Origin of the sequence: Streptomyces sp. NPDC058145 (assembly GCF_042884245.1) — a bacterium.
In the GTDB taxonomy this organism is placed as follows: domain Bacteria; phylum Actinomycetota; class Actinomycetes; order Streptomycetales; family Streptomycetaceae; genus Streptomyces.
In genome coordinates this window covers 119,370-143,667 of sequence record NZ_JBHVUH010000013.1, presented here as the reverse complement: position 1 = coordinate 143,667, position 24,298 = coordinate 119,370, and the positions used below count along the sequence as shown (strand labels likewise).

24 protein-coding genes are annotated in these 24,298 nt (G+C 71.5%); 16 read left to right on the top strand and 8 right to left on the bottom strand.

Annotated features, from left to right (window positions below):
* The first annotated feature begins 69 nt into the window (after positions 1–69).
* Complete coding sequence (locus ACFVVO_RS28170; protein ID WP_390058527.1) at positions 70–1,521, top strand: MFS transporter; 1,452 nt, start codon at positions 70–72, stop codon at positions 1,519–1,521.
* Here the strand turns inward: ACFVVO_RS28170 and ACFVVO_RS28165 are convergent.
* Complete coding sequence (locus ACFVVO_RS28165; protein WP_390058525.1) at positions 1,518–2,423, bottom strand: helix-turn-helix transcriptional regulator; 906 nt, start codon at positions 2,421–2,423, stop codon at positions 1,518–1,520. The genes ACFVVO_RS28170 and ACFVVO_RS28165 overlap by 4 nt on opposite strands.
* Positions 2,424–2,524: 101 nt before the next feature.
* Between ACFVVO_RS28165 and ACFVVO_RS28160 the strand changes: the two genes are divergently transcribed.
* From ACFVVO_RS28160 to ACFVVO_RS28145, 4 genes are all read left to right on the top strand, one after another.
* Positions 2,525–3,955: an MFS transporter gene (locus tag ACFVVO_RS28160; protein ID WP_390058523.1), complete on the top strand. Its 1,431-nt coding sequence runs from the start codon at positions 2,525–2,527 to the stop codon at positions 3,953–3,955.
* A gap of 101 nt (positions 3,956–4,056) precedes the next feature.
* Positions 4,057–4,281, top strand: a complete 225-nt coding sequence (locus tag ACFVVO_RS28155; RefSeq protein ID WP_390058521.1) for a hypothetical protein — start codon at positions 4,057–4,059, stop codon at positions 4,279–4,281.
* Between the two features lie 128 nt (positions 4,282–4,409).
* The gene (locus ACFVVO_RS28150) at positions 4,410–4,757 is read left to right on the top strand and encodes a trypco2 family protein (protein WP_390058519.1); all 348 of its coding nucleotides are present in this window, start codon (positions 4,410–4,412) and stop codon (positions 4,755–4,757) included.
* Positions 4,754–6,868 (top strand): hypothetical protein, encoded by a 2,115-nt coding sequence (locus ACFVVO_RS28145; RefSeq protein WP_390058517.1) that lies wholly within the window; start codon positions 4,754–4,756, stop codon positions 6,866–6,868. Before ACFVVO_RS28150 ends, ACFVVO_RS28145 begins: the two co-directional genes overlap by 4 nt.
* 42 nt (positions 6,869–6,910) lie before the next feature.
* Here ACFVVO_RS28145 and ACFVVO_RS28140 read toward each other — a convergent pair whose 3' ends face one another.
* Together ACFVVO_RS28140 and ACFVVO_RS28135 are read right to left on the bottom strand one after the other, a co-directional pair.
* Positions 6,911–7,513: a TetR family transcriptional regulator gene (locus ACFVVO_RS28140; protein WP_390058515.1), complete on the bottom strand. Its 603-nt coding sequence runs from the start codon at positions 7,511–7,513 to the stop codon at positions 6,911–6,913.
* A gap of 26 nt (positions 7,514–7,539) precedes the next feature.
* Positions 7,540–8,550 carry an aldo/keto reductase gene (locus ACFVVO_RS28135; RefSeq protein WP_390058513.1) on the bottom strand — a complete coding sequence of 337 codons (1,011 nt, stop codon included), beginning with the start codon at positions 8,548–8,550 and terminating at the stop codon, positions 7,540–7,542.
* 174 nt (positions 8,551–8,724) lie between these two features.
* On the opposite strand from ACFVVO_RS28135, the gene ACFVVO_RS28130 reads away from it, so the two are divergent.
* Positions 8,725–9,777 (top strand): chitinase, encoded by a 1,053-nt coding sequence (locus ACFVVO_RS28130; RefSeq protein WP_390058511.1) that lies wholly within the window; start codon positions 8,725–8,727, stop codon positions 9,775–9,777.
* Positions 9,778–9,866: 89 nt separating this feature from the next.
* Here ACFVVO_RS28130 and ACFVVO_RS28125 read toward each other — a convergent pair whose 3' ends face one another.
* Complete coding sequence (locus tag ACFVVO_RS28125; RefSeq protein WP_390058509.1) at positions 9,867–11,249, bottom strand: glycine--tRNA ligase; 1,383 nt, start codon at positions 11,247–11,249, stop codon at positions 9,867–9,869.
* Between the two features lie 162 nt (positions 11,250–11,411).
* On the opposite strand from ACFVVO_RS28125, the gene ACFVVO_RS28120 reads away from it, so the two are divergent.
* Genes ACFVVO_RS28120 through ACFVVO_RS28105 form a run of 4 tightly spaced genes read left to right on the top strand, consistent with a single transcriptional unit; the run spans position 11,412 to position 14,549 of the window.
* Positions 11,412–12,389, top strand: a complete 978-nt coding sequence (locus ACFVVO_RS28120) for a metal ABC transporter substrate-binding protein (RefSeq protein WP_390058507.1) — start codon at positions 11,412–11,414, stop codon at positions 12,387–12,389.
* 20 nt (positions 12,390–12,409) lie between these two features.
* Entirely contained in the window at positions 12,410–13,177 is a 768-nt protein-coding gene (locus ACFVVO_RS28115; RefSeq protein WP_390058505.1) for a metal ABC transporter ATP-binding protein, read from the top strand.
* Entirely contained in the window at positions 13,177–14,079 is a 903-nt protein-coding gene (locus tag ACFVVO_RS28110) for a metal ABC transporter permease (RefSeq protein WP_390058503.1), read from the top strand. Before ACFVVO_RS28115 ends, ACFVVO_RS28110 begins: the two co-directional genes overlap by 1 nt.
* A gap of 59 nt (positions 14,080–14,138) precedes the next feature.
* Positions 14,139–14,549 carry a Fur family transcriptional regulator gene (locus ACFVVO_RS28105; RefSeq protein ID WP_390058501.1) on the top strand — a complete coding sequence of 137 codons (411 nt, stop codon included), beginning with the start codon at positions 14,139–14,141 and terminating at the stop codon, positions 14,547–14,549.
* Positions 14,550–14,640: 91 nt separating this feature from the next.
* Here ACFVVO_RS28105 and ACFVVO_RS28100 read toward each other — a convergent pair whose 3' ends face one another.
* The 4 genes from ACFVVO_RS28100 to ACFVVO_RS28085 are packed head-to-tail and all read right to left on the bottom strand — an operon-like array spanning position 14,641 to position 17,158.
* The gene (locus ACFVVO_RS28100) at positions 14,641–15,231 is read right to left on the bottom strand and encodes a YcxB family protein (protein WP_390058499.1); all 591 of its coding nucleotides are present in this window, start codon (positions 15,229–15,231) and stop codon (positions 14,641–14,643) included.
* 25 nt (positions 15,232–15,256) lie between these two features.
* Positions 15,257–16,096, bottom strand: coding sequence for an isoprenyl transferase (locus ACFVVO_RS28095; RefSeq protein ID WP_390058497.1), 840 nt, complete (start codon positions 16,094–16,096; stop codon positions 15,257–15,259).
* A gap of 41 nt (positions 16,097–16,137) precedes the next feature.
* A complete protein-coding gene (gene recO, locus ACFVVO_RS28090) occupies positions 16,138–16,884 on the bottom strand; it encodes a DNA repair protein RecO (protein WP_390058495.1) in 747 nt (248 codons plus the stop codon).
* 49 nt (positions 16,885–16,933) lie between these two features.
* Positions 16,934–17,158 (bottom strand): hypothetical protein, encoded by a 225-nt coding sequence (locus tag ACFVVO_RS28085; protein ID WP_390058493.1) that lies wholly within the window; start codon positions 17,156–17,158, stop codon positions 16,934–16,936.
* Between the two features lie 319 nt (positions 17,159–17,477).
* Here ACFVVO_RS28085 and ACFVVO_RS28080 point away from each other — a divergent pair, with 319 nt between their 5' ends.
* From ACFVVO_RS28080 to ACFVVO_RS28055, 6 genes are read left to right on the top strand one after another with little or no spacing between them, the layout of a single operon-like run.
* Entirely contained in the window at positions 17,478–19,112 is a 1,635-nt protein-coding gene (locus tag ACFVVO_RS28080; protein WP_390058492.1) for an ABC transporter substrate-binding protein, read from the top strand.
* Positions 19,113–19,116: 4 nt separating this feature from the next.
* Positions 19,117–20,073, top strand: coding sequence for an ABC transporter permease (locus ACFVVO_RS28075; protein WP_390058490.1), 957 nt, complete (start codon positions 19,117–19,119; stop codon positions 20,071–20,073).
* Positions 20,073–22,109 (top strand): dipeptide/oligopeptide/nickel ABC transporter permease/ATP-binding protein, encoded by a 2,037-nt coding sequence (locus ACFVVO_RS28070; RefSeq protein WP_390058488.1) that lies wholly within the window; start codon positions 20,073–20,075, stop codon positions 22,107–22,109. Before ACFVVO_RS28075 ends, ACFVVO_RS28070 begins: the two co-directional genes overlap by 1 nt.
* A complete protein-coding gene (locus ACFVVO_RS28065; protein ID WP_390058486.1) occupies positions 22,106–22,366 on the top strand; it encodes a hypothetical protein in 261 nt (86 codons plus the stop codon). Before ACFVVO_RS28070 ends, ACFVVO_RS28065 begins: the two co-directional genes overlap by 4 nt.
* Complete coding sequence (locus ACFVVO_RS28060; protein ID WP_390058484.1) at positions 22,363–23,367, top strand: oligopeptide/dipeptide ABC transporter ATP-binding protein; 1,005 nt, start codon at positions 22,363–22,365, stop codon at positions 23,365–23,367. The genes ACFVVO_RS28065 and ACFVVO_RS28060 overlap by 4 nt, the downstream gene beginning before the upstream one ends.
* Complete coding sequence (locus ACFVVO_RS28055) at positions 23,368–24,294, top strand: dihydrodipicolinate synthase family protein (protein WP_390058482.1); 927 nt, start codon at positions 23,368–23,370, stop codon at positions 24,292–24,294.
* Positions 24,295–24,298: the final 4 nt, after the last annotated feature.

Genomic DNA, 24,298 nt, shown 5'->3' with positions numbered 1-24,298 from the left:
ACGTATCCAAGGAGATCATGTAACGGTCATTAGTTAACCGCACTATCGAAGTCCCGTACCATGAGCCTCATGCCCGAGCTCAGCCACCGCCGACGTCTGCTCGTGCTCGCGATCTGCTGCATGAGTCTGCTGATCGTGAGCCTCGACAACACCGCTCTGAACGTCGCGCTGCCGTCGATGCAGCGCGAGCTGCACGCCACCACCTCCGGCCTGCAATGGTCGATCGACGCCTACACGCTGGTACTGGCCTCGCTGCTGATGCTCGCGGGCTCCACGGCCGACCGGATCGGCCGCAAGCGGGTCTTCATGACGGGCCTGGTCCTCTTCTCCATCGGCTCCCTGCTCTGCTCCCTCGCGCCGAACCTGGAACTGCTGGTCGTCTTCCGCATGGTCCAGGCGGTCGGCGGCTCCATGCTCAACCCGGTCGCCATGTCGATCATCACCAACACCTTCACCGACTCCCGCGAGCGAGCCCGTGCGATCGGCGTGTGGGGCGCGGTGGTCGGCATATCCATGGCGGCGGGCCCGCTGGTCGGCGGCCTGCTGGTGGAGTCGGTCGGCTGGCGCTCGATCTTCTGGGTCAACCTCCCGGTCGGCCTCGCGGCCCTGCTGCTCACCCTGCGGTTCGTCCCCGAGTCCCGCGCGCCGCGGGCCCGCCGGCCCGACCCGGTCGGCCAGCTCCTGGTGATCACCCTGTTCGGCTCGCTGACGTACGCGATCATCGAGGCGCCGAACTCGGGCCTCGGCACGGTGGCCCCCTTCGGCGCGGTGGCCCTCGTGGCCCTGCTCGGCCTGCTCGGATATGAGCCCCGGCGCGAGGAACCCCTCATCGACCTGCGCTTCTTCCGCTCGGCTCCGTTCAGCGGGGCGACGGTGATAGCGATCAGCGCGTTCGCCGCGCTGGGCGGCTTCCTGTTCCTGTCCACGCTGTACCTGCAGAACGTGCGCGGCCTCGACGCCCTGCACGCGGGCCTGTGGATGCTGCCGATGGCCGCGCCGACGTTCCTGTGCGCGCCGCTGTCCGGCCGGCTGGTGGGCAGCCGGGGACCGCGACTGTCGCTGCTGGTGGCGGGCGCCGCGATGACCGTGAGCGGCGTGCTGTTCGCGGCCTTCGAGGCGGAGACCGCGAACAGCACGCTGTTCGCCGGGTACGTGCTGTTCGGCATCGGCTTCGGCTTCGTGAACGCGCCGATCACCAACACGGCGGTGTCGGGGATGCCCAGGACCCAGGCCGGCGTCGCCGCCGCAGTCGCCTCCACCAGCAGGCAGCTCGGGCAGACACTGGGCGTCGCCGTGGTCGGCGCGGTACTGGCCGCCGGGGTGGGCTCCTCGCCGTACAAGGACACGTTCGTCGCGGCGGCCCGGCCCGGGTGGTGGATCCTCGCGGGGTGCGGTCTGGCCGTCCTGGTCCTCGGCTGGGTGACCAGCGGCCGCTGGGCCCGGCGCACCGCCGAGCGGACCGCCGACGAGCTGGAGTCGGCGGACCTGAAGGACGCGGTGGGGGTCACGGCCGGCTCCTAGGAGCGCTGGGACTCCCAGGGTCCGCGCGGACCGGTCGCCAGTTCGTACAGCCTCTCCAGGCGCTCCCGTGTCTCCTCGTTCTTCGGTGTGTACGTGACCAGCCGAGGCCCCGCCTGCGGGCCCAGCCACAGGTCCGTGTGCTCCAGGGTCAGATGGCCGACGTACGGGTTGAGGAACTCCTTGGTCTTGGAGCGGTTGCCCACGACCTCGTAGCGCTGCCAGTTCTCGCGGAACTCCGGGGACTCGCACTCCAGGCGCTTGAGCAGCATCTTCCAGGCGGGCTCGCCGAGGTGGCCGGCCATGGACGCGCGGAGCCGGGCGGCCATCAGGCGCATGGTCTCCTCCAGGTGCACGATGGCCGCCTGCCAGTCGCCGTTGGTGTACACGAGGAGCATGCAGTTGCGGTCCTCCGGCGGGACCGCGTCCAGGTCGCCCATGAGGCGGGCGTAGGTGCGGTTGTACGCGAGGATGTCGTACCGGCTGTTCTGGACGCAGGCCGGGAACGGCTCCAGCGCGCGCAGCGTCTCGCGCAGGGCCGGGGTGACGCTGGGGCAGCTCGCGGCCGGTGTCGGATCGGCGGCCGCGGCGAGCTGGAAGAGGTGGGCGCGCTCGCTGGCGTCCAGCAGCAGGGTGCGGGCCAGGGCGTCCAGGACCTGGACGGAGACCTGGATGTCCCGGGCCTGTTCGAGCCAGGTGTACCAGGTGATGCCGACCGCGGAGAGCTGGGCGACCTCCTCCCGGCGCAGACCGGGCGTGCGGCGCCGGGTGCCGCGCGGCAGCCCGACCTGCTCGGGTGCGATCCGCTCGCGCCGGCTGCGCAGGAACGCGGCCAGCTCGTGCCGCCGGATCTCCGCGCCGCGCGGGGGCCGAGGGATGGCGGTCACCTGTGCAGTCGTCGTCATGTCTCCAGGGTGCCGCCCCGCGGATCCTGTTGCCAGGTACTTCTTCTACCAGGATCAGGACACTCTGGTACCAGTCTGAGCGCGGGCGCAGGCTCGGTGCCATGACAGAGACCGTCACCACTCCCGCCGTCCGTGCCCGGGCGGCCGCGCCGCCCGCGCTGAGCGGGCCGGGGCTGTTCACCGTTCTGCTGGCCGCGGCGCTGCCGCTGGTCGACTTCTTCATCGTCAATGTCGCGCTGCCGACCATCGGCGCCGATCTCGCCGCGGGCGAGGCCGTGCTGGAGCTGGTCGTGGCCGGGTACGGGGTCGCCTACGCCGTGCTGCTCGTGCTCGGCGGCCGGCTCGGGGACCTGTTCGGGCGGCGCCGGCTGTTCCTCGGCGGGATGGCCGCCTTCGGGCTGACCTCGTTGGCCTGCGGGCTCGCCCCGGGCGCCTGGAGCCTCGTCGCGGCGCGGGTCGCGCAGGGCGCCTCGGCCGCCGCGATGCTGCCGCAGGTGCTCGCCACCATCCAGGCCGCCACCAGCGGCACCCGCCGGGCGAAGGCCATGAGCCTGTACGGCGCCACGGCCGGGCTGTCCATGGTGGCGGGCCAGATCCTGGGCGGCCTGCTGGTCGCGGCGGACATCGCCGGAAGCGGCTGGCGGGCGATCTTCCTCGTCAACGTCCCGGTCGTCCTGCTGGGGCTGGTGCTGGCCGTGCGGTACATGCCGGAGACCCGCTCGCAGCGCCCGGAGCCCGTCGACGTATCCGGCACCGTCCTGCTCGCCGTGTCCCTGCTGACCCTGCTCGCCCCGCTCACCGAGGGCCGCGCGGCGGGGTGGCCGCTGTGGACCTGGCTGTCGCTGGCCGCGTTCCCGTTCGCGGCGGCCGCGTTCTACGCGGTGGAGCGGCGGGCGGACCGGCAGGGGCGGACCCCGCTGGTGCCGCCGAGCCTGTTCGCGCTGGCGTCGCTGCGGCGGGGGCTGGCGCTGATGCTGCCGTTCTCGATCGGCTTCAGCGGGTTCATGTTCGTCATCGCGCTGGCGCTGCAGCGGGGGGCCGGGCTCGGTCCGGTGCCGGCGGGGCTCGCGCTCGCGCCGATGGCCGTGGCGTTCCTGTTCGTCTCGCTGGCCGGGCCGCGCCTGATCGCCCGGTACGGCACCCGGGTGGTCACCGCAGGCTCCGTCCTGCAGGGCGTGGGCGTGCTGCTGATCGCCCTCGCCGCCTGGCGGGACTGGCCGCACCTGGGCTTCGGGGCGCTGCTGCCGGGCGCGGCGGTCGCCGGTGCCGGACAGGCGCTGCAACTGCCCAACGTGCTGCGGATCGTGATGTCCGAGGTGCCGCCGACCCGGGCCGGGGTGGGCAGCGGTGTGATGGTCACCACCCAGCAGTCGGCGTTCGCGCTCGGCGTGGCCACCCTCGGCACCCTGTTCCTGACCCTGGTCCCGCACCAGGGCATGCGGGACGCGCTGGTCATCACGCTGCTGGTGCAGCTCGCGGGCATCGTCCTGACCGGCCTGCTGAGCCTGCGGCTGCCCCGCCGGGTCGGCTGAGCCGGCCACGGCCGGCGCAACCAACCGCCGGGGAGACCCCGTTGATGTTGGACTTGCTGCACACTCCTTGCGGTCGGACGTGCCGGACACGGGGAGGCGTCATGTCGCGGGACAACAGCACTAGCAAGGTCAGCCGGTGGGACCAGCACGGCCGGGAGCACGTGGTCCGGGTGCGGCGCACCGGCGTGCAGCGCACGATCGGATGCGACACCTGCGGCTGGTCCAGGAGCGCCCAGTTCCTGCCCTGGCTGAAGGCCGAGGAGCATCTCGCCGAGGCCCACCAGGCGACGGTGGACCCGGCGGGAACCCGGCAACCGTCACGCTGACGGCCGGTGATGGGCTCCTGACGGCTGCCCGCCCCTCGAGCACGCCCCGCGCACTTCGTCACGGCTCACGTGCGCCTTCCGCGCCTCGTTTCGTCCGGGAACAGTTGCTCTCCTGCGAAGGGGGGCGCATGAGCGGGGACGACCGGGCAACCGAACTGAGTGAGGCCATCGAGGCGGTCCGCGCGGGTCTGCAGACGGCCGCGGAGGCCGGTGCGGGGGAAGGCCTGCGGTTCCAGGTTGAGCAGGTGGAACTTGAGCTCACCGTCGAACTGAGGCGGTCCGCGCGGGGCGGAACCGGGGTGCAGGCCTGGGTGGTGAGGGCCGACGCGGGCCGTGAGCGGTCCGCCGGCAGCACACACCGGCTGAAGATCGTGCTGCAGGTGGCGGAGGGCAACCTCATCCACTCCGCACGGCCGGGCCGTGGCCTGGCGGTTCCGCCGCCCGCCAACTCCGGTGCGGACGGGGGTGGATCGTGACCGACTGGAGGCGCGTCGCCGCCATCGAATCAGCCGGCGGGACTTCGTCCGGGTACCGGATCACCCCGCATCTGGTGCTCACGACGGGACACGGGATCCCGGACCCGGCATCCGGCGGCGAGGTGAGAGTGGCCTTCATGCTCTCGCCACGACAGCGGTGGAAGGCGACGGTCGTGTGGCACAGCCGCTACGGATGCCGGGAGGGCGACTCGTTGAGGCAGATCGGCCGTTGTAAGCACAAGCCCCCCGCTCACGAAGCGGCCGAATCGCTCGATCTCGCCCTCCTCTGCGTCGACGCGGGGACGGACGGCGCCCGGGAACAGACGCCGGTTCGCTGGGGGCGCTTCGCCACCGGTCAACGGCAGGAAACCGAGGCTGTGTGTTTTCCCAACCGCCAGCGGTATCAGGGGTATCTCGACCCGTACGGCGTGCGGGGGACGATCGAACCAGTGACCGGGTACTGGACCAACTTGTACACACTGCATGAGCGTGGTGACTCCGCAGCACATGGCGTTCAGGACTGGCAGGGAATGTCCGGAGCTGCCACTTTCATCTCCGGCTTCTTCGTCGGATGTGCGCAGACCTTCGACCGCACCGGCTTCAAGGTCATGCCCGCCGCCCGCATAATGCTCCACCCCTGTGTACGCGCCTGGATCAAGAAGGACACCGGAGTGCCTCCCGCCGTGGAGCCGGTGGACCTGCGCCATGTGTTCACCGCACCACCCCCCCGACCCCGTACACCGGCCCAGCTCCTCGACCCCGAGGTGGAGGCGACACCATTCCACGGCTCCCGCGATCTGATCCGTGAACTGGCCGATTGGTGCCGCGACGCCGGGGACACGGGAGTGCGGCTCCTGACCGGGCCCATGGGGGTCGGTAAGACCCGCACCGCTGTGGAGTTGATCCGTGAGCTGACGCTCGGCCCTGAAAAATGGGCTGGGGCAGCGGGATTCCTGAGACAGAAGATGCACAGCGAGCAGGAGTGGGAGCGCATCTTCGAGACGGTGCAGACCAGATTGCTGCTCGTCGTGGACCGCGCGGAGGCTCGCGACAAAGCTGATATCGAGGCACTGCTGGACGCGGCGGACCGGCACAGCGACCGGGTCCGCGTCCTGCTGATCGCGCGATCGGCCGATGCTTATGGCAATCGGTTTGTTCCCGATCCCGTGCCCGTTCTTGAAGTAACGCATGATCTGTACGCGGCGTCCCGAGACGCCTTGGACCACCACTTGGGCGCCGTGAAGCCCTGGCGCGCGTCGGCAACCATCTCCGAGCGACTTTCGGCACTCCCGCAGTCAGGGAGTCCGGCAGAGATTCAACTAGCCGCTCTCACCCAGCTACTGGGGGAGCGCGGCCTGGCTCACCTCGCTGAGGACTCCCGCATGGTGCTCCTCGACATGGAACGGCAGTACGTGCGATCCGCCGTCTGTCAGCGGCTGCCCCGGGTCGACGAGGACCTACTGGATCTCGTCCTGACTTCCGTGGCGCTTTCTGAGGGGCGTAGTGAAAGCGAATCGGCGCGGGACGTCCTTGAGGCCCTGCGGTTCCGGTACCGGCACATCACGGGCGCCGAGGGACTGCAGACCGACTACCGGGTGGTCCTCGAGGTCGACGCGATCCTGGAATCGCTGAGCAGCCTTTACCCCCCGCGCGAGGCGGTGCACCACGGCAGCTTTCCCGGGGCCGTGATCGCGGCTCAGATCGTTCGCGCGTGGGGAAGACAACGGAGCCGGGAATTTGTCTCCCAGCTACTGGAAGATGAGACGCGGTTCAGCGCCGACTGCGCCTTGGAGGAGGTGCACTGCCTGTTCCCGGACACGGCCAACGGGCTTCGCTCACCCGAGGCGGAACGGCCAGAGCCCGAGGCCGACGTCTCACTGGCGGATCTCTTCGGCGATTCCGACGACGATCTCCCGGAGCCGGACGAGTACCGTAACGCCCCAGAGCTCGGCTCGAACAAAACCGATGTCGCCATCAAGTACGAGGGCTTTGACTCACACGACAACTATGGAACTTGGTCCTGGCCGGAGGTCGGGAACCATCACGTGACCGGCCTCGAGGAGGAGCGCGAGTTCGAGGGGCGTGACATCGACGGACTCAACGGCCCCTGATAAAGATGATTCGGCGCACCCACCGCCGCGCACCGCAGGCGCTCAGTCCCGTCCGTCGGCCGCTCGCAGCCCCCGCAGCAGCAGGTTCACCACCGCTTCCAGCTCGGCTTCTATGCCGGGCTCCCGCCACTCCCGGGCGTAACACGGGTCGTGGAAGCGGCCGGTGGCCTGGAAGACGGCGCGGGCCGTGGTGGTGGGGTCCGCGGGGGCGAACGCGCCCGAGGTCGTGCCCGCCTCGATGATGCGGGTGAGCTGACCGGTCAGGTCGGCAAGGTGGTCGCCGACCACCGTGCCGTTCTCGTCGGTGAGCACGGTGTAGGTGGCGAACAGTTCCGGGTCGTCGCCGGCCTTGTGCCGCTTGGCCTCGAACAGGGCCGCCAGCCAGTCCCGCAGCCGGTCCTCGGGGGCGCCGGCCCCGGCGGCGATGCCGGCCAGCCGCTCCGAGGTGCGGTCCAGCCACCGCTTGGTCACCGCCTCACGCAGCGCCGCCTTGGTACGGAAGTGCCGGTAGACGCTGCCGTGGCTGACGCCGAGCGCGCGGGCCACGTCGACCACGGTGGCCTTGGCCGGGCCGTGGCGGCGCAGCACCTCCTCGGTCGCCTCGAGGATGCGCTCGGCGGTCAGGGTCTCGCTGGTCGGTGCCATGCCTTAGACCGTACCGGGGAGCGGGATCAGCGCTCGCTGTCGAGGAGTGCCATCTGCGCGCTCGGGTAGCGGTCGCCCGCCGCCGCGTCCGCCGGGACGGCCTCCTCGATCGCGGTGAGGTCGGCCTCGTCCAGGGTCACGTCCAGCGCGCCCAGGGACTCGGTGAGCCGCTCGCGGGTGCGGGCGCCGACGAGCGGCACGATGTCCTCGCCGCGCGAGAGCACCCAGGCGATGGCGATCTGCGCGACCGTGACGCCCTTCTGTTCGGCGATCTTGCGCAGCGCCTCGACCAGGTTCAGGTTGTGCTGGAGGTTCTCGCCCTGGAAGCGGGGCGAGAAGGCGCGGAAGTCGGTCGCGGCCAGTTGCCGGTCGCTGGAGAAGTGCCCGGAGATCAGGCCGCGGGAGAGCACACCGTAGGCGGTGACGCCGATGCCGAGCTCCCGGGTGGCCGGCAGGATGTCCCGCTCGATGCCCCGTGAGATCAGCGAGTACTCGATCTGGAGGTCGGCGACGGGCGCGGTGGCGGCGGCCCGGCGGATGGTCTCGGCGCCGACCTCGCTCAGGCCGATGTGCCGGACGTACCCCTTCTCGATCAGCTCGGCGATCGCGCCGACGGTCTCCTCGATCGGGACGTCCGGGTCGAGGCGGGCGATCCGGTAGACGTCGATGTGGTCCACGCCGAGGCGCTGCAGGGAGTAGGCGGCGAAGTTCCGCACGGCGGCGGGCCGGCCGTCGAAGCCGCTCCAGTTGCCGTCCGGGTCGCGCAGGGCGCCGAACTTCACGCTGAGCAGCGCCTTGTCCCGGGCCGCCGCCGGGGCGGTGCGCAGGGCCTCGCCGACCAGCATCTCGTTGTGGCCCATGGCGTAGAAGTCGCCGGTGTCCAGCAGGGTCACGCCCGCGTCCAGAGCCGCGTGGACGGTCGCGATGGACTCGGCCCGGTCGGTGTCGCCGTACAGCGCGGACATGCCCATGCAGCCGAGGCCGAGGGCGGAGACCTGGGGGCCGGTGTTTCCGAGGTGTCGGGTTCGCATCGTCATGCCCCCACCCTGCCATGACGGATGACAGATTTCAATATCTGTCACTCCATACTTGTCACTCACTTCGGCGACGGCACCCTCGGGCGAATTGGTCCAGACCTATTGACGGAAGGTCTGGACCAGAGCACTGTCATGCCTACGACACCTCACCGCACCCCCACCGGGAGGCTCCGCATGCTCCGCCGCACGCTGCGACTGCTCACCGCCGCGCTCACCACCGCCGTCCTCGCCCCGCTCGCCGTCGCGACCGCCCCCACCGCCTCCGCCGCCGACACCTGCGCGGTGAAGTCACGGCCGGCCGGCAAGGTGCTCCAGGGCTACTGGGAGAACTGGGACGGCTCCGCCAACGGCGTCCACCCGCCGTTCGGCTGGACCCCGATCACCGACTCCCGCATATCCGCGCACGGCTACAACGTCGTCAACGCGGCCTTCCCGGTCATCCGCTCGGACGGCACGGCGCTGTGGGAGGACGGCATGGACAGCGGCGTGAAGGTGGCCACGCCCGCCGAGATGTGCGCCGCCAAGGCATCCGGGCAGACGATCCTGCTCTCCATCGGGGGCGCGGCCGCCGGCATCGACCTGTCCTCCGGCGCGGTCGCCGACCGGTTCGTCGCGACCATCGTGCCGATCCTGCAGAAGTACAACTTCGACGGCATCGACATCGACATCGAGACCGGCCTGGTGGGCAGCGGGGACATCAGCCGGCTCTCCACGTCCCAGGCCAACCTGATCCGCATCATCGACGGGGTGCTGGCGCGCATGCCGTCCGGCTTCGGCCTGACGATGGCCCCGGAGACCGCGTACGTCACCGGCGGCAGCGTCACCTACGGCTCGATCTGGGGCGCGTACCTGCCGGTCGTCAAGAAGTACGCGGACAACGGCCGGCTGTGGTGGCTGAACACGCAGTACTACAACGGAAGCATGTACGGCTGTGCCGGCGACTCCTACCCGGCGGGCACGGTGGCGGGCTTCACCGCGCAGACCGACTGCCTGAACAAGGGGCTGGTGGTGCAGGGCACGACGATCAGGGTGCCCTACGACAAGCAGGTCCCGGGCCTGCCGGCCCAGCCGGGCGCGGGCGGCGGCTACATGTCCCCGTCCCTCGTCTCCCAGGCCTGGCGGCACTACGGCACCTCGCTCAAGGGCCTGATGACCTGGTCGGTCAACTGGGACGGCTCGAAGAACTGGACCTTCGGCGACAACGTCAGGTCCCTGCAGGGGCGTTGAGCCCCCGGCCGCGGCGGACACGGCGACGCCCACTCCCCGGCCGGGCGAACCGGCCGGGGAGTGGGCGCGAAGTGTGAGCCGCGCGGGCCTCAGCAGCCCAGGAGGCGCTGGGCCAGGTAGCCCTCGATCTGGTCCAGGGACACGCGCTCCTGCTTCATGGTGTCGCGCTCGCGCACGGTCACCGCGTTGTCCTCGAGCGTGTCGAAGTCGACCGTCACGCAGAACGGCGTGCCGATCTCGTCCTGACGGCGGTAGCGGCGGCCGATGGCGCCTGCGTCGTCGAACTCGATGTTCCAGTTCTGGCGCAGCGCCTGGGCGAGGCCCTTGGCCTTCGGCGACAGCTCCGGGTTGCGGGACAGCGGGAGCACGGCGACCTTCACCGGCGCGAGGCGGTGGTCCAGGCGGAGCACCGTGCGCTTCTCCATCTTGCCCTTGGCGTTGGGCGCCTCGTCCTCGACGTACGCGTCGAGCAGGAAGGCCAGCATGGTGCGGCCGACACCGGCCGCGGGCTCGATGACGTACGGCGTCCAGCGCTCCTGGGCCTCCTGGTCGAAGTAGGAGAGGTCCTGGCCGGAGGCCTTGGAGTGCGCGCCGAGGTCGTAGTCGGTGCGGTTGGCGACACCCTCGAGCTCGCCCCACTCGCTGCCGCCGAACTGGAAGCGGTACTCGATGTCGGCGGTGCGCTTGGAGTAGTGGGAGAGCTTCTCCTTCGGGTGCTCGTACCACCGCATGTTCTCAGTGCGCAGGCCGAGACCGGTGTACCAGTTCCAGCGCTGCTCCATCCAGTACTCCTGCCACGTCTCGTCCTCGCCCGGCTTGACGAAGAACTCCATCTCCATCTGCTCGAACTCGCGGGTGCGGAAGATGAAGTTGCCGGGCGTGATCTCGTTGCGGAAGGACTTGCCCATCTGCGCGATGCCGAACGGCGGCTTGCGGCGCGAGGTGGTCTGGACCTGGGCGAAGTTGGTGAAGATACCCTGGGCGGTCTCGGGGCGCAGGTAGGCGACGGAGCCGGAGTCCTGGGTCGGGCCGAGGTGCGTCGACAGCAGACCCGAGAACTGCTTGGGCTCGGTGAACTGGCCCTTGTTGCCGCAGTTCGGGCAGTTGATGTCGGCCAGGCCGTTCGCCGGGGCGTGGCCCTTCTTCTCCTCGTACGACTCCTCGAGGTGGTCGGCGCGGAACCGCTTGTGGCACGAGGTGCACTCGGTCAGCGGGTCCGTGAACGTGGCGACGTGACCGGAGGCGACCCAGACCTCGGGGGCCAGGATGACGGACGAGTCGATACCGACCACGTCCTCGCGCGACGTCACCATGTAGCGCCACCACTGACGCTTGATGTTCTCCTTGAGCTCGACACCCAGCGGTCCGTAGTCCCAGGCGGCACGCTGTCCGCCGTAGATCTCACTGCAGGGGAAAACGAAGCCACGGCGCTTGCTCAGGCTGACGATGGTGTCGATCTTGTCGGCGGCCACGGTGCTCTCTTCATTACGACGACGGGCGTTGAAGCGAGATGCTTCCAGCGAATGATTCAGGTTACCGGCGCAGGCTCCCCCACAACCAAATCGGCCCCCCGTCCACGGTCTCACCCGGGGCGTTGTTGACAACGGTTTCCATTTTTGTTGAAAATGACTGTCATGAACGAACGTCGACGCCGCGCGTCCTCCCGAATAGGCACGGCCGGCCCCGCGGTCGCGGTCGCCACCGCGCTGGGCCTGGCGACCCTCACCGGCTGCTCCACGGACAGCGCCGCCGCGGGCGACCCCGGCAGGTTCGACGTCGTCGCGTCGTTCTACCCGATGGCCTTCCTGGCCGAGCGGATCGGCGGCGGCCACGTCGACGTCACCACGCTCACCTCCCCCGGGCAGGAGCCGCACGACCTGGAGATCAGCCCCAGGCAGATCGGCCGGCTCGAGCAGTCCGACGCCGTGCTGTACCTGAAGGGCCTGCAGCCGAGCGTCGACGACGCGGTGGCCCTGTCCCCGGTCCGGACCAAGATCGACGCGGCCTCGCTGACCACCCTGGAACAGCACGGCAACGAGGTCGGCGGCCACGCGGCCGAGCACGACACGCACGAGGGCGAGGAGTCCGGCGGCAAGGACCCGCACATCTGGCTCGACCCGGTGCGCTACGCCCAGGTCGCCGAGGGCGTCGGCAGGGCTTTCGAGAAGGCCGACCCGGACCACGCGGCCGACTACCGGAAGAACACCGCGGCCCTGGTGAAGAAGCTGGACGCCCTGAACACACGGTTCAGGGACGGCCTGGCGAACACGGACACCAGGGTCTTCGTCACCACCCACGCCGCCTTCGGCTACCTCGCCCAGCGCTACGGGCTCACCGAGGAGGCCATCAACGGCCTCGACCCCGAGTCGGAGCCCAGCGCCGCACGGATCAGGGACCTGCAGCGAATGGCCGGGGCCGACGGCGTCACCACCGTCTTCTACGAGACGCTCGTCAGCGACCGGACCGCGAGGACCGTGGCGAACGACGCCGACCTGCGCACCGACGTCCTGGACCCGCTCGAGGGCATCACGTCCAAATCCCGCGGCACGGACTACTTCTCGGTCCAGGAGGCCAACCTCAAGGCGCTCCAGCGGGCCCTGGGCGCCAAGTGACCGGCAGGAAGGACCAGATCATGGACGAACCCGTCATAGCGATGCGCGGGGTGACCGCCGAACTCGGCGCGCGTCCCGTGCTGCGCGGCATCGATCTCACCGTGCGCCGCGGCGAGGTGGTCGCGCTGCTCGGCGCCAACGGCTCCGGCAAGTCCACGGCGATCCGCACGATCATCGGCCGGGTGCCGGCCGTCGGCGGCACGATCGAGTTGTTCGGCACCGCCCGCCGCTCCTTCCGCGACTGGGCGCGCGTTGGCTACGTACCGCAGCGCACCACGGCGGCCGGCGGGGTGCCGGCCACGGTGAGCGAGATCGTCTCCTCGGGCCGGCTGTCCCGCACCCGCTTCGGCCTCTTCCGCAAGGCCGACCGGGAGGCCGTGCGCCGCGCCCTGGAGCTGGTCGGCATGGCGGACCGCGCCGGGGACTCGGTGAACGCCCTCTCGGGCGGCCAGCACCAGCGGGTGCTGATCGCCCGCGCCCTGGTCGCCGAGCCCGAGCTGCTGATCATGGACGAGCCGATGGCGGGCGTCGACCTGGCCAGCCAGGAGGTGCTGGCCGCGACCCTGCGCGAGCAGGTCGCCCAGGGCGCCACGGTCCTGCTCGTACTGCACGAACTGGGCCCGCTGGAGCCCCTGATCGACCGGGCGGTCGTCCTGCGCGACGGCTGCGTGCTGCACGACGGCCCGCCGCCGAAGGCGCTGGGGCAGCATGCCCTCCCCGGCCACGACCATGTACACCCGCACGCGCCCGCGGGCACCGAACCGATCCGCACGGGACTGCTGAGCTGATGGAATTCCTGAACTACGCCTTCATGCAGCGGGCGCTCGTCGCGGCCGTCCTGGTCGGCGTCACCGCGCCCGCGATCGGCATCTACCTGGTCCAGCGCCGCCAGCCCCTGATGGGCGACGGCATCGGGCACGTGGCGATGACCGGCGTCGGCCTCGGCTTCCTGCTGAACGCATCCCCGGTCTGGATGGCCACGGCCGTCTCGGTGCTCGGCTCGGTCCTGATGGAGCTGATCCGCTGGTACGGCAGGACGCGCGGCGACATCGCGCTCGCCATGCTCTTCTACGGCGGCATGGCGGGCGGCGTGATGTTCGTCAACATCGCGCCCGGCGGCTCCAACGCGAACCTGACCTCGTACCTGTTCGGCTCGCTGTCGACGGTTGCCCCGTCCGACGTGACCGCGATCATGGTGCTGGCCGCTTTCGTGGTCCTGGTCACCCTGGGGCTGCGCCGCCAGTTGTTCGCGGTCAGCCAGGACGAGGAGTTCGCGCGGGTCACCGGTCTTCCGGTGCGCGCGCTGAACCTGCTCACCGCGGTCACCGCGGCCGTCACGGTGACGGTCGCCATGCGGGTGGTCGGGCTGATCCTGGTCTCCGCGCTCATGGTCGTGCCGGTCGCCGCCGCCCAGCAGCTCACCCGCAGCTTCGCCGCGACCTTCGCGATCGCCGTCGCCCTCGGCATCACCGTGACGATCAGCGGCACGATCACGTCGTTCTACCAGGACGTGCCGCCCGGCGCGACGATCGTGCTGCTGACCATCGCCGCGTTCGTCGCGCTCACCGCGGCCGCCGCTCCGCTGGCCCGGCGGCGCGCCCGCGCGGCGGCCGCGGCACGGCCGGCCGGGGATCCCGCGGAGTGCTCGATTCCGGCCGGACGCGCGGCCGCGGACGGCATCGGCGTCTGACCGCGGGCGGCCCGGGCTGGCACAATGGCCCGGGCAGACGCTGGACGAGGAGGCAACCGGTGACGACCGCAGGACCGCCCGTGAAGGGCCGCGCCACCCGGCAGCGTGCCGCTGTGGCGGCGGCCCTGGACGAGGTCGACGAGTTCCGCAGCGCGCAGGACCTGCACGACATGCTCAAGCACAAGGGCGACGCGGTCGGGCTCACCACCGTGTACCGCACCCTGCAGTCCCTCGCCGAGGCGGGCGAGGTCGACGTCCTGCGCACCTCCGAGGGCGAGTCCGTCTACCGCCGCTGCTCCAGCGGCGAACACCACCACCACCTGGTCTGCCGCACCTGCGGCAAGGCGGTCGAGGTCGAGGGCCCGGCGGTGGAGAAGTGGGCGGAGGCCATCGCGGCCGAGCACGGCTATGTGAACGTGGCCCACACGGTGGAGATCTTCGGCACGTGCGCGGACTGCGCCGCGGGCTGAGCGGAAGCGCCGCGGCGCCGTCGGGGCCGCGGACCGGCCGCCGGCCGCGGGTCCGCCACGGCCGGTCGCGCCCCGCGGCCACGCCGCGGATTCACGCCGCCACGCGCCCCTGAGGTGCCGCACTGCCGGTTTTCCCGGCGCGCTCGAGATGGCGGTCCAGGAGCGCGCGCAGCCGGTCGGCGTCGCCCGGGTCCCCCAGGCCGTGCTTGGGCAGCATCGTGAACCCGGTGGCGTACTTGTCGGCGCTGAACAGGACGAACCCGCGCGGGGTCTCGACGTAGCGGGGCTGTGCGGCCCAGGTGACGGACGCCGTGGTGGTGTCGGTCGCCACCGTGACACCCGCCTGGGTGACGGTCGTCCGGAACACACCCTGACGCTCGGTCAGCCGGTGGAACTGGCGGGCCTGCAGCCACGGCGACAGCGCCAGCACGACGGCGCCCAGCGCGATCCCGGCCATGGGGGCGGGCGCGACACCGTCGGCACCGGTCGTGATGACGATCACCTCCCCCACGAGGAGGAAGCCCATCACGTAGGGCAGCCAGAGCTGGAACCGCCCGCGTCTGCTCAGCCGCAACCGCGCGCGCAACGCCGATGTGAAGTCCTCGACGGCCGGCCGGTACACCAGCTCCACGGCGTCCTGCGCCGCTTCCCGCCCCATGCTCATGTCCATGACCATGACCATGAGGCGGGATCGTACCGGGCGGAGATCAGTCCTCCTCGGTGCGGCCTTCCATCGCGGCGAGCTCCTCGTTGGGGATCGCGCCGCCGAAACGGCGGTCGCGGGAGGCGAACTCGATGCAGGCCCGCCACAGGTCGCGGCGGTCGAAGTCGGGCCACAGCACGTCCTGGAAGACCATCTCCGCGTAGGCGCTCTGCCAGAGCAGGTAGTTGGAGGTGCGCTGCTCACCGCTGGGGCGCAGGAAGAGGTCGACGTCCGGCATGTCCGGGTAGTACAGGTACTTCTGGACGGTCTTCTCGTTGACCTTGGACGGGTCGAGCCGGCCCGCCTTCACGTCCTCGGCGAGCCGCTGCGCCGCATCGGCGATCTCGGCCCGGCCGCCGTAGTTCATGCAGAAGTACAGGGTGAGCAGGTTGTTGTCCTTGGTCTGCTCCTGGGCGATCTGGAGCTCCTTGGCCACCGACCTCCACAGTTTGGGCATACGGCCCACCCAGCGCACCCGGATGCCCAGCGCGTCGAGCTGGTCGCGGGTCCGGCGGATGAAGTCGCGGTTGAAGTTCATCAGGAAGCGGACCTCGTCGGGCGAGCGCTTCCAGTTCTCGGTGGAGAAGGCGTACAGGGAGATGTTGCGGACGCCGATCTCGATCGAGCCCTGCAGCACGTCCAGCACCCGCTCGGCGCCGACCTTGTGCCCCTCGGTGCGGGGCAGCCCCCGCTCCTTCGCCCAGCGGCCGTTGCCGTCCATGACGATCGCCACGTGGTTCGGTACCAGCTCGGCCGGGAGCTTCGGCGCGCGGGCACCGGACGGGTGCGGCTCGGGCGCCCTGTACTCGCGGCGCCGGCTTCCCAGGATCCCGCGTACCACCATGTGCTCCTCGACTCCCTCTAGCTCTCTGGCTCTTCTCGCGCTTACTTCTCGACATACCGGAGCGAGCGCAGCCCGCGCTCCAGATGCCAGTGCAGATAGGCGGACACCAGCCCGCTGCCCTCCCGGACGTACCGCGCCTCGCACGCGTCCGCCGTCTGCCAGTCTCCCGTAAGCAGCGCGCCCAGCAGCACCAGGGTCTGCGGGGAGGGCACGACACTGCCCGGTACCCGGCAGTCGACGCAGACCGAGCCGCCGGAGGCGACCGAGAAGAACCGGTTCGGGCCGGGCATCCCGCACTTCGCGCAGTCGCCGAAGCTGGGCGCGTAGCCGTTGACGGCGAGCGAGCGCAGCAGGAAGGCGTCGAGGACGAGGTGCGGGGCGTGCTCGCCGCGGGCGAGGGTGCGCAGCCCGCCGACGAGCAGGAGGTACTGCTGGACGGCCGGCTCGCCCTCGTGGTCGGTGAACCGCTCGGCGGTCTCCAGCATGGCGGTGCCCGCGGTGTAACGGGCGTAGTCGGCCACGATCGCGCCGCCGTACGGGGCGATGGTCTCGCTCTGCGTGCACAGCGGCAGCCCGCGTCCGACCAGCTCACTGCCCCGCGCGAAGAACTGCACGTCGACATGGGAGAACGGCTCCAGCCGGGCCCCGAACTTCGACTTCGTCCGACGCACACCCCTGGCCACGGCCCGTACCCGGCCGTGCCCGCGGGTGAGCAGCGTGATGATGCGATCCGCTTCGCCGAGCTTCTGGGTCCGCAGGACGATGCCGTCGTCGCGGAACAGACTCATGGCTCCATTCTGCCCGCCCGCACGGGCCGCCGGGCCCGCGGGCGGTTCTTCAGGCCACCGGTTCCCCGTGTCCGGCCGTGCGGGCGCTGCCGTAGGCCGTCTCGGCGTGGAGCCGTTCGGCGTGGGTGGCCACCCGTACGGCCCGCGGGTCGCAGTCCCACTCCCGGCCGCCGCCGTAGGGCCGCAGCTGTACGTACGGCCCCTCGTGCCCCATGACGACGCCGAGGCGTCCGGTACGGGTGTCGACGGCACACGAGCCGACGGGGAGATTCATCGCGTCCACCTCCGGTGGCTCCCCTGCCTCTGGCAATTTCACGCTTCGCATGCCCCTGGTGGCCCAGCGTGTCTACACTCGGCCGGAGTCTGCCCGCGGCGCCGCCTGCCGAGCCGCGTCAACTCCGCGCCCAGCGCTGCCGTTTGGCCGCCATTGGCGCGACCTGTGGCGGCTGGGCCAACGGCTGGGCCATTCGTGTGCGATCCCTTGACCGCCCCTGTGGGCCCTCCTATGGTCGCGCTGACGAATCGGACGTAGAACGTCCCATCTCCCCCCTCTCCCCGCCTTGCCCCGACCTCCCGACCCTGCTGGAGGAACCGTGCGCGACGACGTGACCCCCGACGTGCCGGCCCCGCGCCGCCGGTCGTTCCTGACGTACACCGGGGCGCTCGGCGCGGCCGCCGCCCTGCCGCCGGCGCTGGTGGGCTGCTCCGCCGGACCGGAGTCGACGAACGACACCGGAGGCGGGGGCGCCGGCAAGGACCGCACCCTGACCGTGGTGATCGGGTACGGCAACGACGGCAGCTGGGATCCGACACAGACGGCGTCCGCGTTCTGCATGGCCGCGAACAACCACATCTACGAGGGGCTGCTCGACACCGACCCGATCTCCCGGGTGCCGTACCCGGCGCTCGCCACCGCGGTGCCGACCGACCCCGGCGCCACGGCCTGGCGGTTCACCCTGCGCACCGGGGCGACCTTCCACGACGGCAGGCCCGTCACCGCCGACGACGTCGTCTTCGTCTACGACCGGATCCTCGACCCGCACACCCAGAGCCTCGCCAAGGGCTTCTTCGCGAGCTGGCTGAAGGAGGTGCGGAAGGTGGACGCCCGGACCGTCGAGCTGGTCCTGAGGTTCCCCTTCCCGGACGGGCTCGCCCGGCTCACCCTCGCCAAGATCATGCCGAAGCACGTGTTCTCCCGGCCCGGCGCCTGGGACGACGCGATCAAGGGGCTCGCGGTGGGCTCCGGACCGTACCGGCAGACCGCGCACCACCCGAAGTCGAACACCACCTTCGAGGCGTACGACGCCTACAACGGCCCCCGCAGGCCGGCGTTCAGGCGGATGAACTGGCTGACGATCGTCGACGCCGCGCCCCGCGTGGCGAAGATCTCCGGGACCGGCGCGGGCGCGCAGATCGCCGACAACATCCCCTACGCCAACATCCCGCGCCTGGAACAGGGCGGCCTGAAGGTCGCGGGCGGGTCCGGGATGAACAACCTGTTCCTGATGTTCAACACCCGGCACAAGCCCTTCGACGACGCGCGCGTCCGGCAGGCGCTGCACTACGCCATCGACACCGAGAAGATGGTGCGGGTCGCGCTGAAGGGGCACGGCAGGCCGTCGACGTCGTTCCTCGACGAGGGCAACCCCGGCTACCGGCGGGCCGGAACCGTCTACGACCACGACCCCGCGAAGGCCAGAGCGCTGCTGAAGGCCGCCGGGGCCGAGGACCTGGAGATCGAGATCCTCGCGGTCAACGTGAGCTGGATCGTGGACTGCCTGCCGACCATCAAGGCGTCCTGGGACGCCGTCGGCGTGCGGACGACCCTCGCCCCGCAGGAGACCACCGCCGTGTTCACCAAGATGGACCAGAAACGGGACTACCAGGTGGTGGCCGCGGCCTCCAACCCCAATCAGTTCGGGCTCGACGCCGACCTGATCATGCACTACAACTACGGCCCCGAGAACCTGTGGATGCGGTACACCCGGTGGGCCGGCCACCCCGTCGCCAGGCAGTTGTTCCGGGACATGGACCGGGCGACCCGGGAGCCGGACCCGGCACGGAAGAAGACGATGATCCAGGACTACATCGACGTCGTCGCCGAACAGGCCGTGCTCTACCCGGTCGTCCACAACGAGCTGATGACCGCCTGGGACCCGCGCCGCCTCACCGGGATAAGGCCGCAGCCCTACCCCGGTGTCAACCTCCTGCGGGCCCGGTGGGTCTGACGGCATGACGGCCGTCGTCCGGATCCTGCTCCGCCGCGTCGCCCTGCTCGTACCGCTGCTGCTCGGGATCGTGCTGTTCGTGTTCCTGGTGATGCGGTTCTCCGACGCCGACCCGGCCTCGGCGTTCTTCCAGGGCGCGAACCCGACCCCGCGGCAACTGCACGACTTCCGTGAACGCAACGGCCTGCTGGACCCGCTCCCGGTGCGGTACGTCCACTTCGTCGGCGACCTGCTCCACGGCGACCTCGGCACCAGCGCCCTGACCCGCGCCCCGGTCGCCGACCAGGTGACCACCGCGCTGCCGCTCACCCTCCAGCTCGCCTTCCTCGGCCTCGGCATCGCGGTGGTGCTGGCGCTGGCGGCCGGCGTCACGGCGGCCGTGTACCGGGACCGGCTGCCGGACCAGGTCATCCGGGTCGTCTCGCTGGTCGGGGTCGCCGCACCCGGCTTCTGGCTGGCGCTGCTGATGATCCAGTACCTGGCCGTGGACCGGGGCTGGTTCCCGACCGGCGGCTACGTCAACCCGGCCGACTCGCTCACCGGCTGGCTGAGGACCATGGCCCTGCCCGCCTTCGCGCTCTCCCTGCCGGTGGCCGCACAGCTCACCCGGATCGTGCGGACCTCGGTGGTGGAGGAGCTGGACAAGGACTACGTGCGCACCGCGATCGGCAGCGGGCTGCCGCCCCGGGTGGTCGTCGGGAGGAACGTGCTGCGCAACGCCCTCGTCAACCCCCTCACCGTGCTGGGGCTGCGCGTCGGCTATCTGCTCGGCGGCGCGGTCGTCATCGAGACGATCTTCTCGCTGCCCGGCATGGGCAAGCTGATGATCGACGCCGTGCGCAACGGCGACCCGGCCGTCGTCCAGGGGGCCGTACTGACCACGGCCACCGGGTTCGTCGTCGTCAACCTCGTCATCGACATCCTCTATCTGCTCGTCAACCCGCGTCTGAGGGCGGCCTGATGGTCACGCGCGCACACCTCGCCGAGCGGCTCTCCCGGCCCGGCCTCCGGCTCCGGGGATGGCGCCGGCTGCCACCGCCGTCGAAGGCGGCCGTCTGCTTCCTGGTCCTGGTCGTCCTGCTCGCCGCGCTCGCCCCGGTGCTCGCCCCGGACGACCCGCTGGACCAGCTCGACCCGGCCGGCGGCACCGGCCACCCGTCCGCCGCGCACTGGATGGGCCAGGACAGCCTCGGCCGGGACGTCCTCAGCCGGCTGATGTACGGCGCCCGCTGGTCCCTCGCGATCGGGCTGGGCGCGACCGCGCTCGCGCTGGTCGCGGGGGCGGTCACCGGCGCGGTGGCGGCCACCTCCCGCAAGGCCGTGGACGAGACGCTGATGCGCTGCCTCGACGTGGTGATGGCGTTCCCCGGGATCGCGCTCGCCGCCGTGCTGGTCGCCGTGTTCGGCGGCGGGATCGGCGTGCTGATCTGCGCGATCGCGTTCCTCTTCACCCCGCCGGTGGCGCGGGTGGTGCGGGCCAATGTGCTCGACCAGTACGGCGAGGACTATGTCACCGCCGAACGCGTGCTCGGCGCCCGCACCCCGCACATCGTGCTGCGCCACGTGGCCGTCAACTGTGCCGCTCCGGTGCTCGTGTTCTGCACGGTCCAGGTCGCCGAGGCCATCGTCTTCGAGGCGTCGCTGTCCTTCATCGGCGCCGGTGTAAGGCCCCCTGACCCGTCCTGGGGCAGTGTCATCGCCGACGGCAAGAACATGGTGCTGACCGGCGGCTGGTGGGCGACCGTCTTCCCCGGTCTGCTGATCCTGCTGACCGTGCTGTCGCTGAACATCCTCTCCGAGGGCGTGTCCGACGCCTGGGCGGCCCCGGCGGCCAGGGAGGTCACGGCGCCCGAGGACCGCCTGGGGGCACCGGAGGACCGTCTGGAGGCACCCGAGAACCGTCTGGAGGCGGCGGAGGACCGTCTGGAGGCGCCGGAGCCCGGCACCGGCGAGGTGCAGCCGCTGCCCGGCCTGGCCGAGGCCGCGCGGCGGCTGCGTTCCCGGGCCCGGCCCCGGCCCGCGCCCGGGCCGCCGGTGCTCGCGGTGGAGAACCTCGCCGTCGGCTTCCCCGGCCGGCACCGGGGCGTGGACATCGTGGATGGGGTCGGCTTCGAGGTGCACGCCGGCGAAGTGCTGGGTCTGGTGGGCGAGTCGGGCTGCGGCAAGTCGCTGACCGCGCTCACCGTGATGGGGCTCCAGCCCCGGGGGGCCCGGGTGCGCGGGCAGATCCGCTTCCGGCAGCGCGACCTGCTCGCCGAGCCAGCCCGGGTACGGCGCCGGCTGCTCGGCCACGAGATGGCGATGGTCTACCAGGACGCCCTGTCCTCGCTGAACCCGGCGATGACCGTCCGCGCCCAGCTCAGGCAGCTCGTCCGGCGCGGCGGCCGCCGCACCCCGCAGGAGCTGCTGTCGCTGGTCGGCCTCGAACCCGGCCGCACCCTGCGCAGCTATCCGCACGAACTCTCCGGCGGCCAGCGCCAGCGCGTCCTGATCGCCATGGCCCTCTCCCGCGACCCCGCCCTGATCGTCGCCGACGAGCCGACGACCGCCCTGGACGTCACCGTGCAGGCCCAGGTGATGGAGCTGCTGCTGCGGCTGCGCGAGGAGCTGGGCTTCGCGCTGGTCCTGGTCTCGCACGACCTGGCGCTGATCGCCGACGTCACCGACCGGGTGGCGGTGATGTACGGCGGGCGGATCGTGGAGACGGGCGTGACCGCCGACCTGGTGGCGGCACCGGCCCACCACTACACGCGCGGCCTGCTCGGCAGCGTGCTCTCGCTGGAGTCGGCCGCGGAACGGCTGACACAGATCAAGGGCGTCGTACCGGCACCGGCCGGCTTCCCGGCGGGCTGCCGCTTCGCCGACCGCTGCCCGCGGGCCACCGGGGTGTGCCACACCACGGTGCCGGTCCTCACCGGCACGGCCACGCACACGGCCGCCTGCCATCACCCGGCCGTGGCGCTGACGTCGGCGGAGAGCGAGGAGGCCCTGCGGTGAGCGCTGTCGTGGAGGTGCGGGACGCACCACAGGGCGTCGTGCCGGCATGGGCGGGCCGCTGCCCGGCCGGTCCCTGCCCACCGGTGACCGAGATCTGCCGCACGCCCACGGAGGAGACCCCCGCTGTGACCGCTGTCGTGGGAGTGCGGGACGCACCACAGGGCGTCGTACCGGCATCGGCGGGCTGCCGCCTCGCCGACCCCTGCCCACTGGCGACCGAGATCTGCCACACGTCGACGCGGGAGGCGCGGCCGTGACCGCTGTCGTGGAGGTGCGGGACGCCCATGTCGTCCACCGGGCCCGCACCGGAGGCTTGTTCACCCGCGACCGGGTGTACGCCCTGACCGGCGCCGATCTCACCGTCGCGCCCGGTGAGACGGTCGGCGTGGTCGGCGAGTCGGGGTGCGGGAAGTCGACGCTGGCGAAGGTGCTGGTGGGCATCGAGCGGCCGGTCTCCGGGTCGGTGTCGTTCCGGGGCCGCGACCTGTGGTCGATGCCGCCCGCCGAACGCCGGGCCACGGCCGGGGCGGGCACCGGCATGATCTTCCAGGACCCCTCGACGGCCCTGAACCGCCGGCTGACGGTGCGCAGGGTGCTGCGCGATCCGCTGGACGTCCACGCGCGCGGCACCAGGGCGGAACGGGAGGAGCGCGTCGCGGAGCTGATGGCCCTGGTGGGCCTCCCCCGGGCCCTCGCCGACGCCCTGCCCGGGCAGCTGTCCGGCGGACAGCGCCAGCGGGTCGCCATCGCCCGGGCGCTCGCCCTCGACCCCGCCCTCGTCGTCGCCGACGAGCCGACCAGCGCGCTGGACGTCTCGGTCCGCGCGCAGATCCTCAACCTGCTGCTGGACCTGCGGGAACGCCTCGGGCTGGCCCTGGTGTTCGTCTCGCACGACATCCAGACGGTGCGGCGGATGAGCGACCGGGTGATCACCATGTACCTCGGCCGGATCGTGGAGGAGACCCCGGCCGGCCGGGGCACCGGCGCCGTCCGCCACCCCTACACCCGCGCCCTGTTCTCCTCCACGCCCGGCCTGCTGGACCCCGTCGACCCGATCCCGCTGACCGGCCCGGTGCCGTCGGCGACCCGGCCGCCGAGCGGCTGCCCCTTCCGCACCCGCTGCTGGAAGGCCGACGAGCTGTGCGCGCGGGAGATGCCGGAGTTCTCGGCCGCGTCGCGGCCCGGACACCGCTACCGCTGCCACCATCCTGTGCAGGAGGACCAGCCGATCCGCGACCCAGTCCGCCAGGAGCCGTGAATGACCTTCCCCGCCCCGCTCACCGGTGTCGTCCCGCCCGTCTGCACCCCCCTGACACCGGAGCGCGAGGTCGACGTGCCTTCGCTGCTGCGGCTGGTCGACCATCTGGTGGCGGGCGGGGTGCACGGGCTGTTCGTGCTCGGGTCGACATCGGAGGCGGCGTTCCTGACGGACCGGCAGCGCCGGCAGGTCGTGGAGGCCGTCGCCGGCCACGCCGGCGGACAGCTGCCCGTGCTCGCCGGGGCCATCGACATGACCACCCCGCGCGTCCTGGAGCACGTTCGGGCGGTCTGCGCGGCGGGGGCGGAGGCCGTCGTCGTCACCGCCCCCTTCTACGCCCGCACCCACCCCGCCGAGATCGTCCACCACTACCGCCGGATCGCCGCCGCCAGCCCGGTCCCGGTGATCGCCTACGACATCCCCGTCGCCGTGCACACCAAGCTCCCCGCCGAGCTGGTGCTGGGCCTGGCCGCCGACGGGGTGCTGGCCGGGCTGAAGGACTCCAGCGGGGACCTGGCCGCGTTCCGGGAAGTCGTCACCGGTGCCCGCGCCACCGCCGGGTTCAGCGTGCTGACCGGCTCCGAGCTCATCGCGGACTCCGCGCTGGCGCTGGGTGCCGACGGGGCGGTGCCGGGGCTGGCCAACGTCGACCCGCACGGGTACGTCCGGCTGTACCGCCTGTGCCGGGCGGGCGACTGGGAGGGCGCACGAGCCGAACAGGAACGGCTGTGCGCGCTGTTCGGCATCGTCGGGGTGGGTGATCCGGCGCGCATGGGCGGCAGCTCCTCGGCCCTGGGCGCCTTCAAGGCGGCCCTGCACCTACGGGGAGTCATCGCCTGCCCGGCGACGGCCGAGCCCCAGGTGCCGCTGTCGGGGGACGAGGTGGCCCGGGTGGGCAAGTTGCTGGCGGCGGCGAGGCTGCTGTAGGGAG

Bases quoted from the DNA above. Each gene is read 5' to 3' on its own strand.
- ACFVVO_RS28170 (WP_390058527.1), top strand. From the start codon at position 70: ATGCCCGAGCTCAGCCACCGCCGACGTCTGCTCGTGCTCGCGATCTGC.
- ACFVVO_RS28165 (WP_390058525.1), bottom strand. From the start codon at position 2,423: ATGACGACGACTGCACAGGTGACCGCCATCCCTCGGCCCCCGCGCGGC.
- ACFVVO_RS28160 (WP_390058523.1), top strand. From the start codon at position 2,525: ATGACAGAGACCGTCACCACTCCCGCCGTCCGTGCCCGGGCGGCCGCG.
- ACFVVO_RS28155 (WP_390058521.1), top strand. From the start codon at position 4,057: ATGTCGCGGGACAACAGCACTAGCAAGGTCAGCCGGTGGGACCAGCAC.
- ACFVVO_RS28150 (WP_390058519.1), top strand. From the start codon at position 4,410: ATGAGCGGGGACGACCGGGCAACCGAACTGAGTGAGGCCATCGAGGCG.
- ACFVVO_RS28140 (WP_390058515.1), bottom strand. From the start codon at position 7,513: ATGGCACCGACCAGCGAGACCCTGACCGCCGAGCGCATCCTCGAGGCG.
- ACFVVO_RS28135 (WP_390058513.1), bottom strand. From the start codon at position 8,550: ATGACGATGCGAACCCGACACCTCGGAAACACCGGCCCCCAGGTCTCC.
- ACFVVO_RS28130 (WP_390058511.1), top strand. From the start codon at position 8,725: ATGCTCCGCCGCACGCTGCGACTGCTCACCGCCGCGCTCACCACCGCC.
- ACFVVO_RS28120 (WP_390058507.1), top strand. From the start codon at position 11,412: ATGAACGAACGTCGACGCCGCGCGTCCTCCCGAATAGGCACGGCCGGC.
- ACFVVO_RS28115 (WP_390058505.1), top strand. From the start codon at position 12,410: ATGGACGAACCCGTCATAGCGATGCGCGGGGTGACCGCCGAACTCGGC.
- ACFVVO_RS28110 (WP_390058503.1), top strand. From the start codon at position 13,177: ATGGAATTCCTGAACTACGCCTTCATGCAGCGGGCGCTCGTCGCGGCC.
- ACFVVO_RS28100 (WP_390058499.1), bottom strand. From the start codon at position 15,231: ATGGTCATGGTCATGGACATGAGCATGGGGCGGGAAGCGGCGCAGGAC.
- ACFVVO_RS28095 (WP_390058497.1), bottom strand. From the start codon at position 16,096: ATGGTGGTACGCGGGATCCTGGGAAGCCGGCGCCGCGAGTACAGGGCG.
- recO (WP_390058495.1), bottom strand. From the start codon at position 16,884: ATGAGTCTGTTCCGCGACGACGGCATCGTCCTGCGGACCCAGAAGCTC.
- ACFVVO_RS28085 (WP_390058493.1), bottom strand. From the start codon at position 17,158: ATGAATCTCCCCGTCGGCTCGTGTGCCGTCGACACCCGTACCGGACGC.
- ACFVVO_RS28075 (WP_390058490.1), top strand. From the start codon at position 19,117: ATGACGGCCGTCGTCCGGATCCTGCTCCGCCGCGTCGCCCTGCTCGTA.
- ACFVVO_RS28070 (WP_390058488.1), top strand. From the start codon at position 20,073: ATGGTCACGCGCGCACACCTCGCCGAGCGGCTCTCCCGGCCCGGCCTC.
- ACFVVO_RS28055 (WP_390058482.1), top strand. From the start codon at position 23,368: ATGACCTTCCCCGCCCCGCTCACCGGTGTCGTCCCGCCCGTCTGCACC.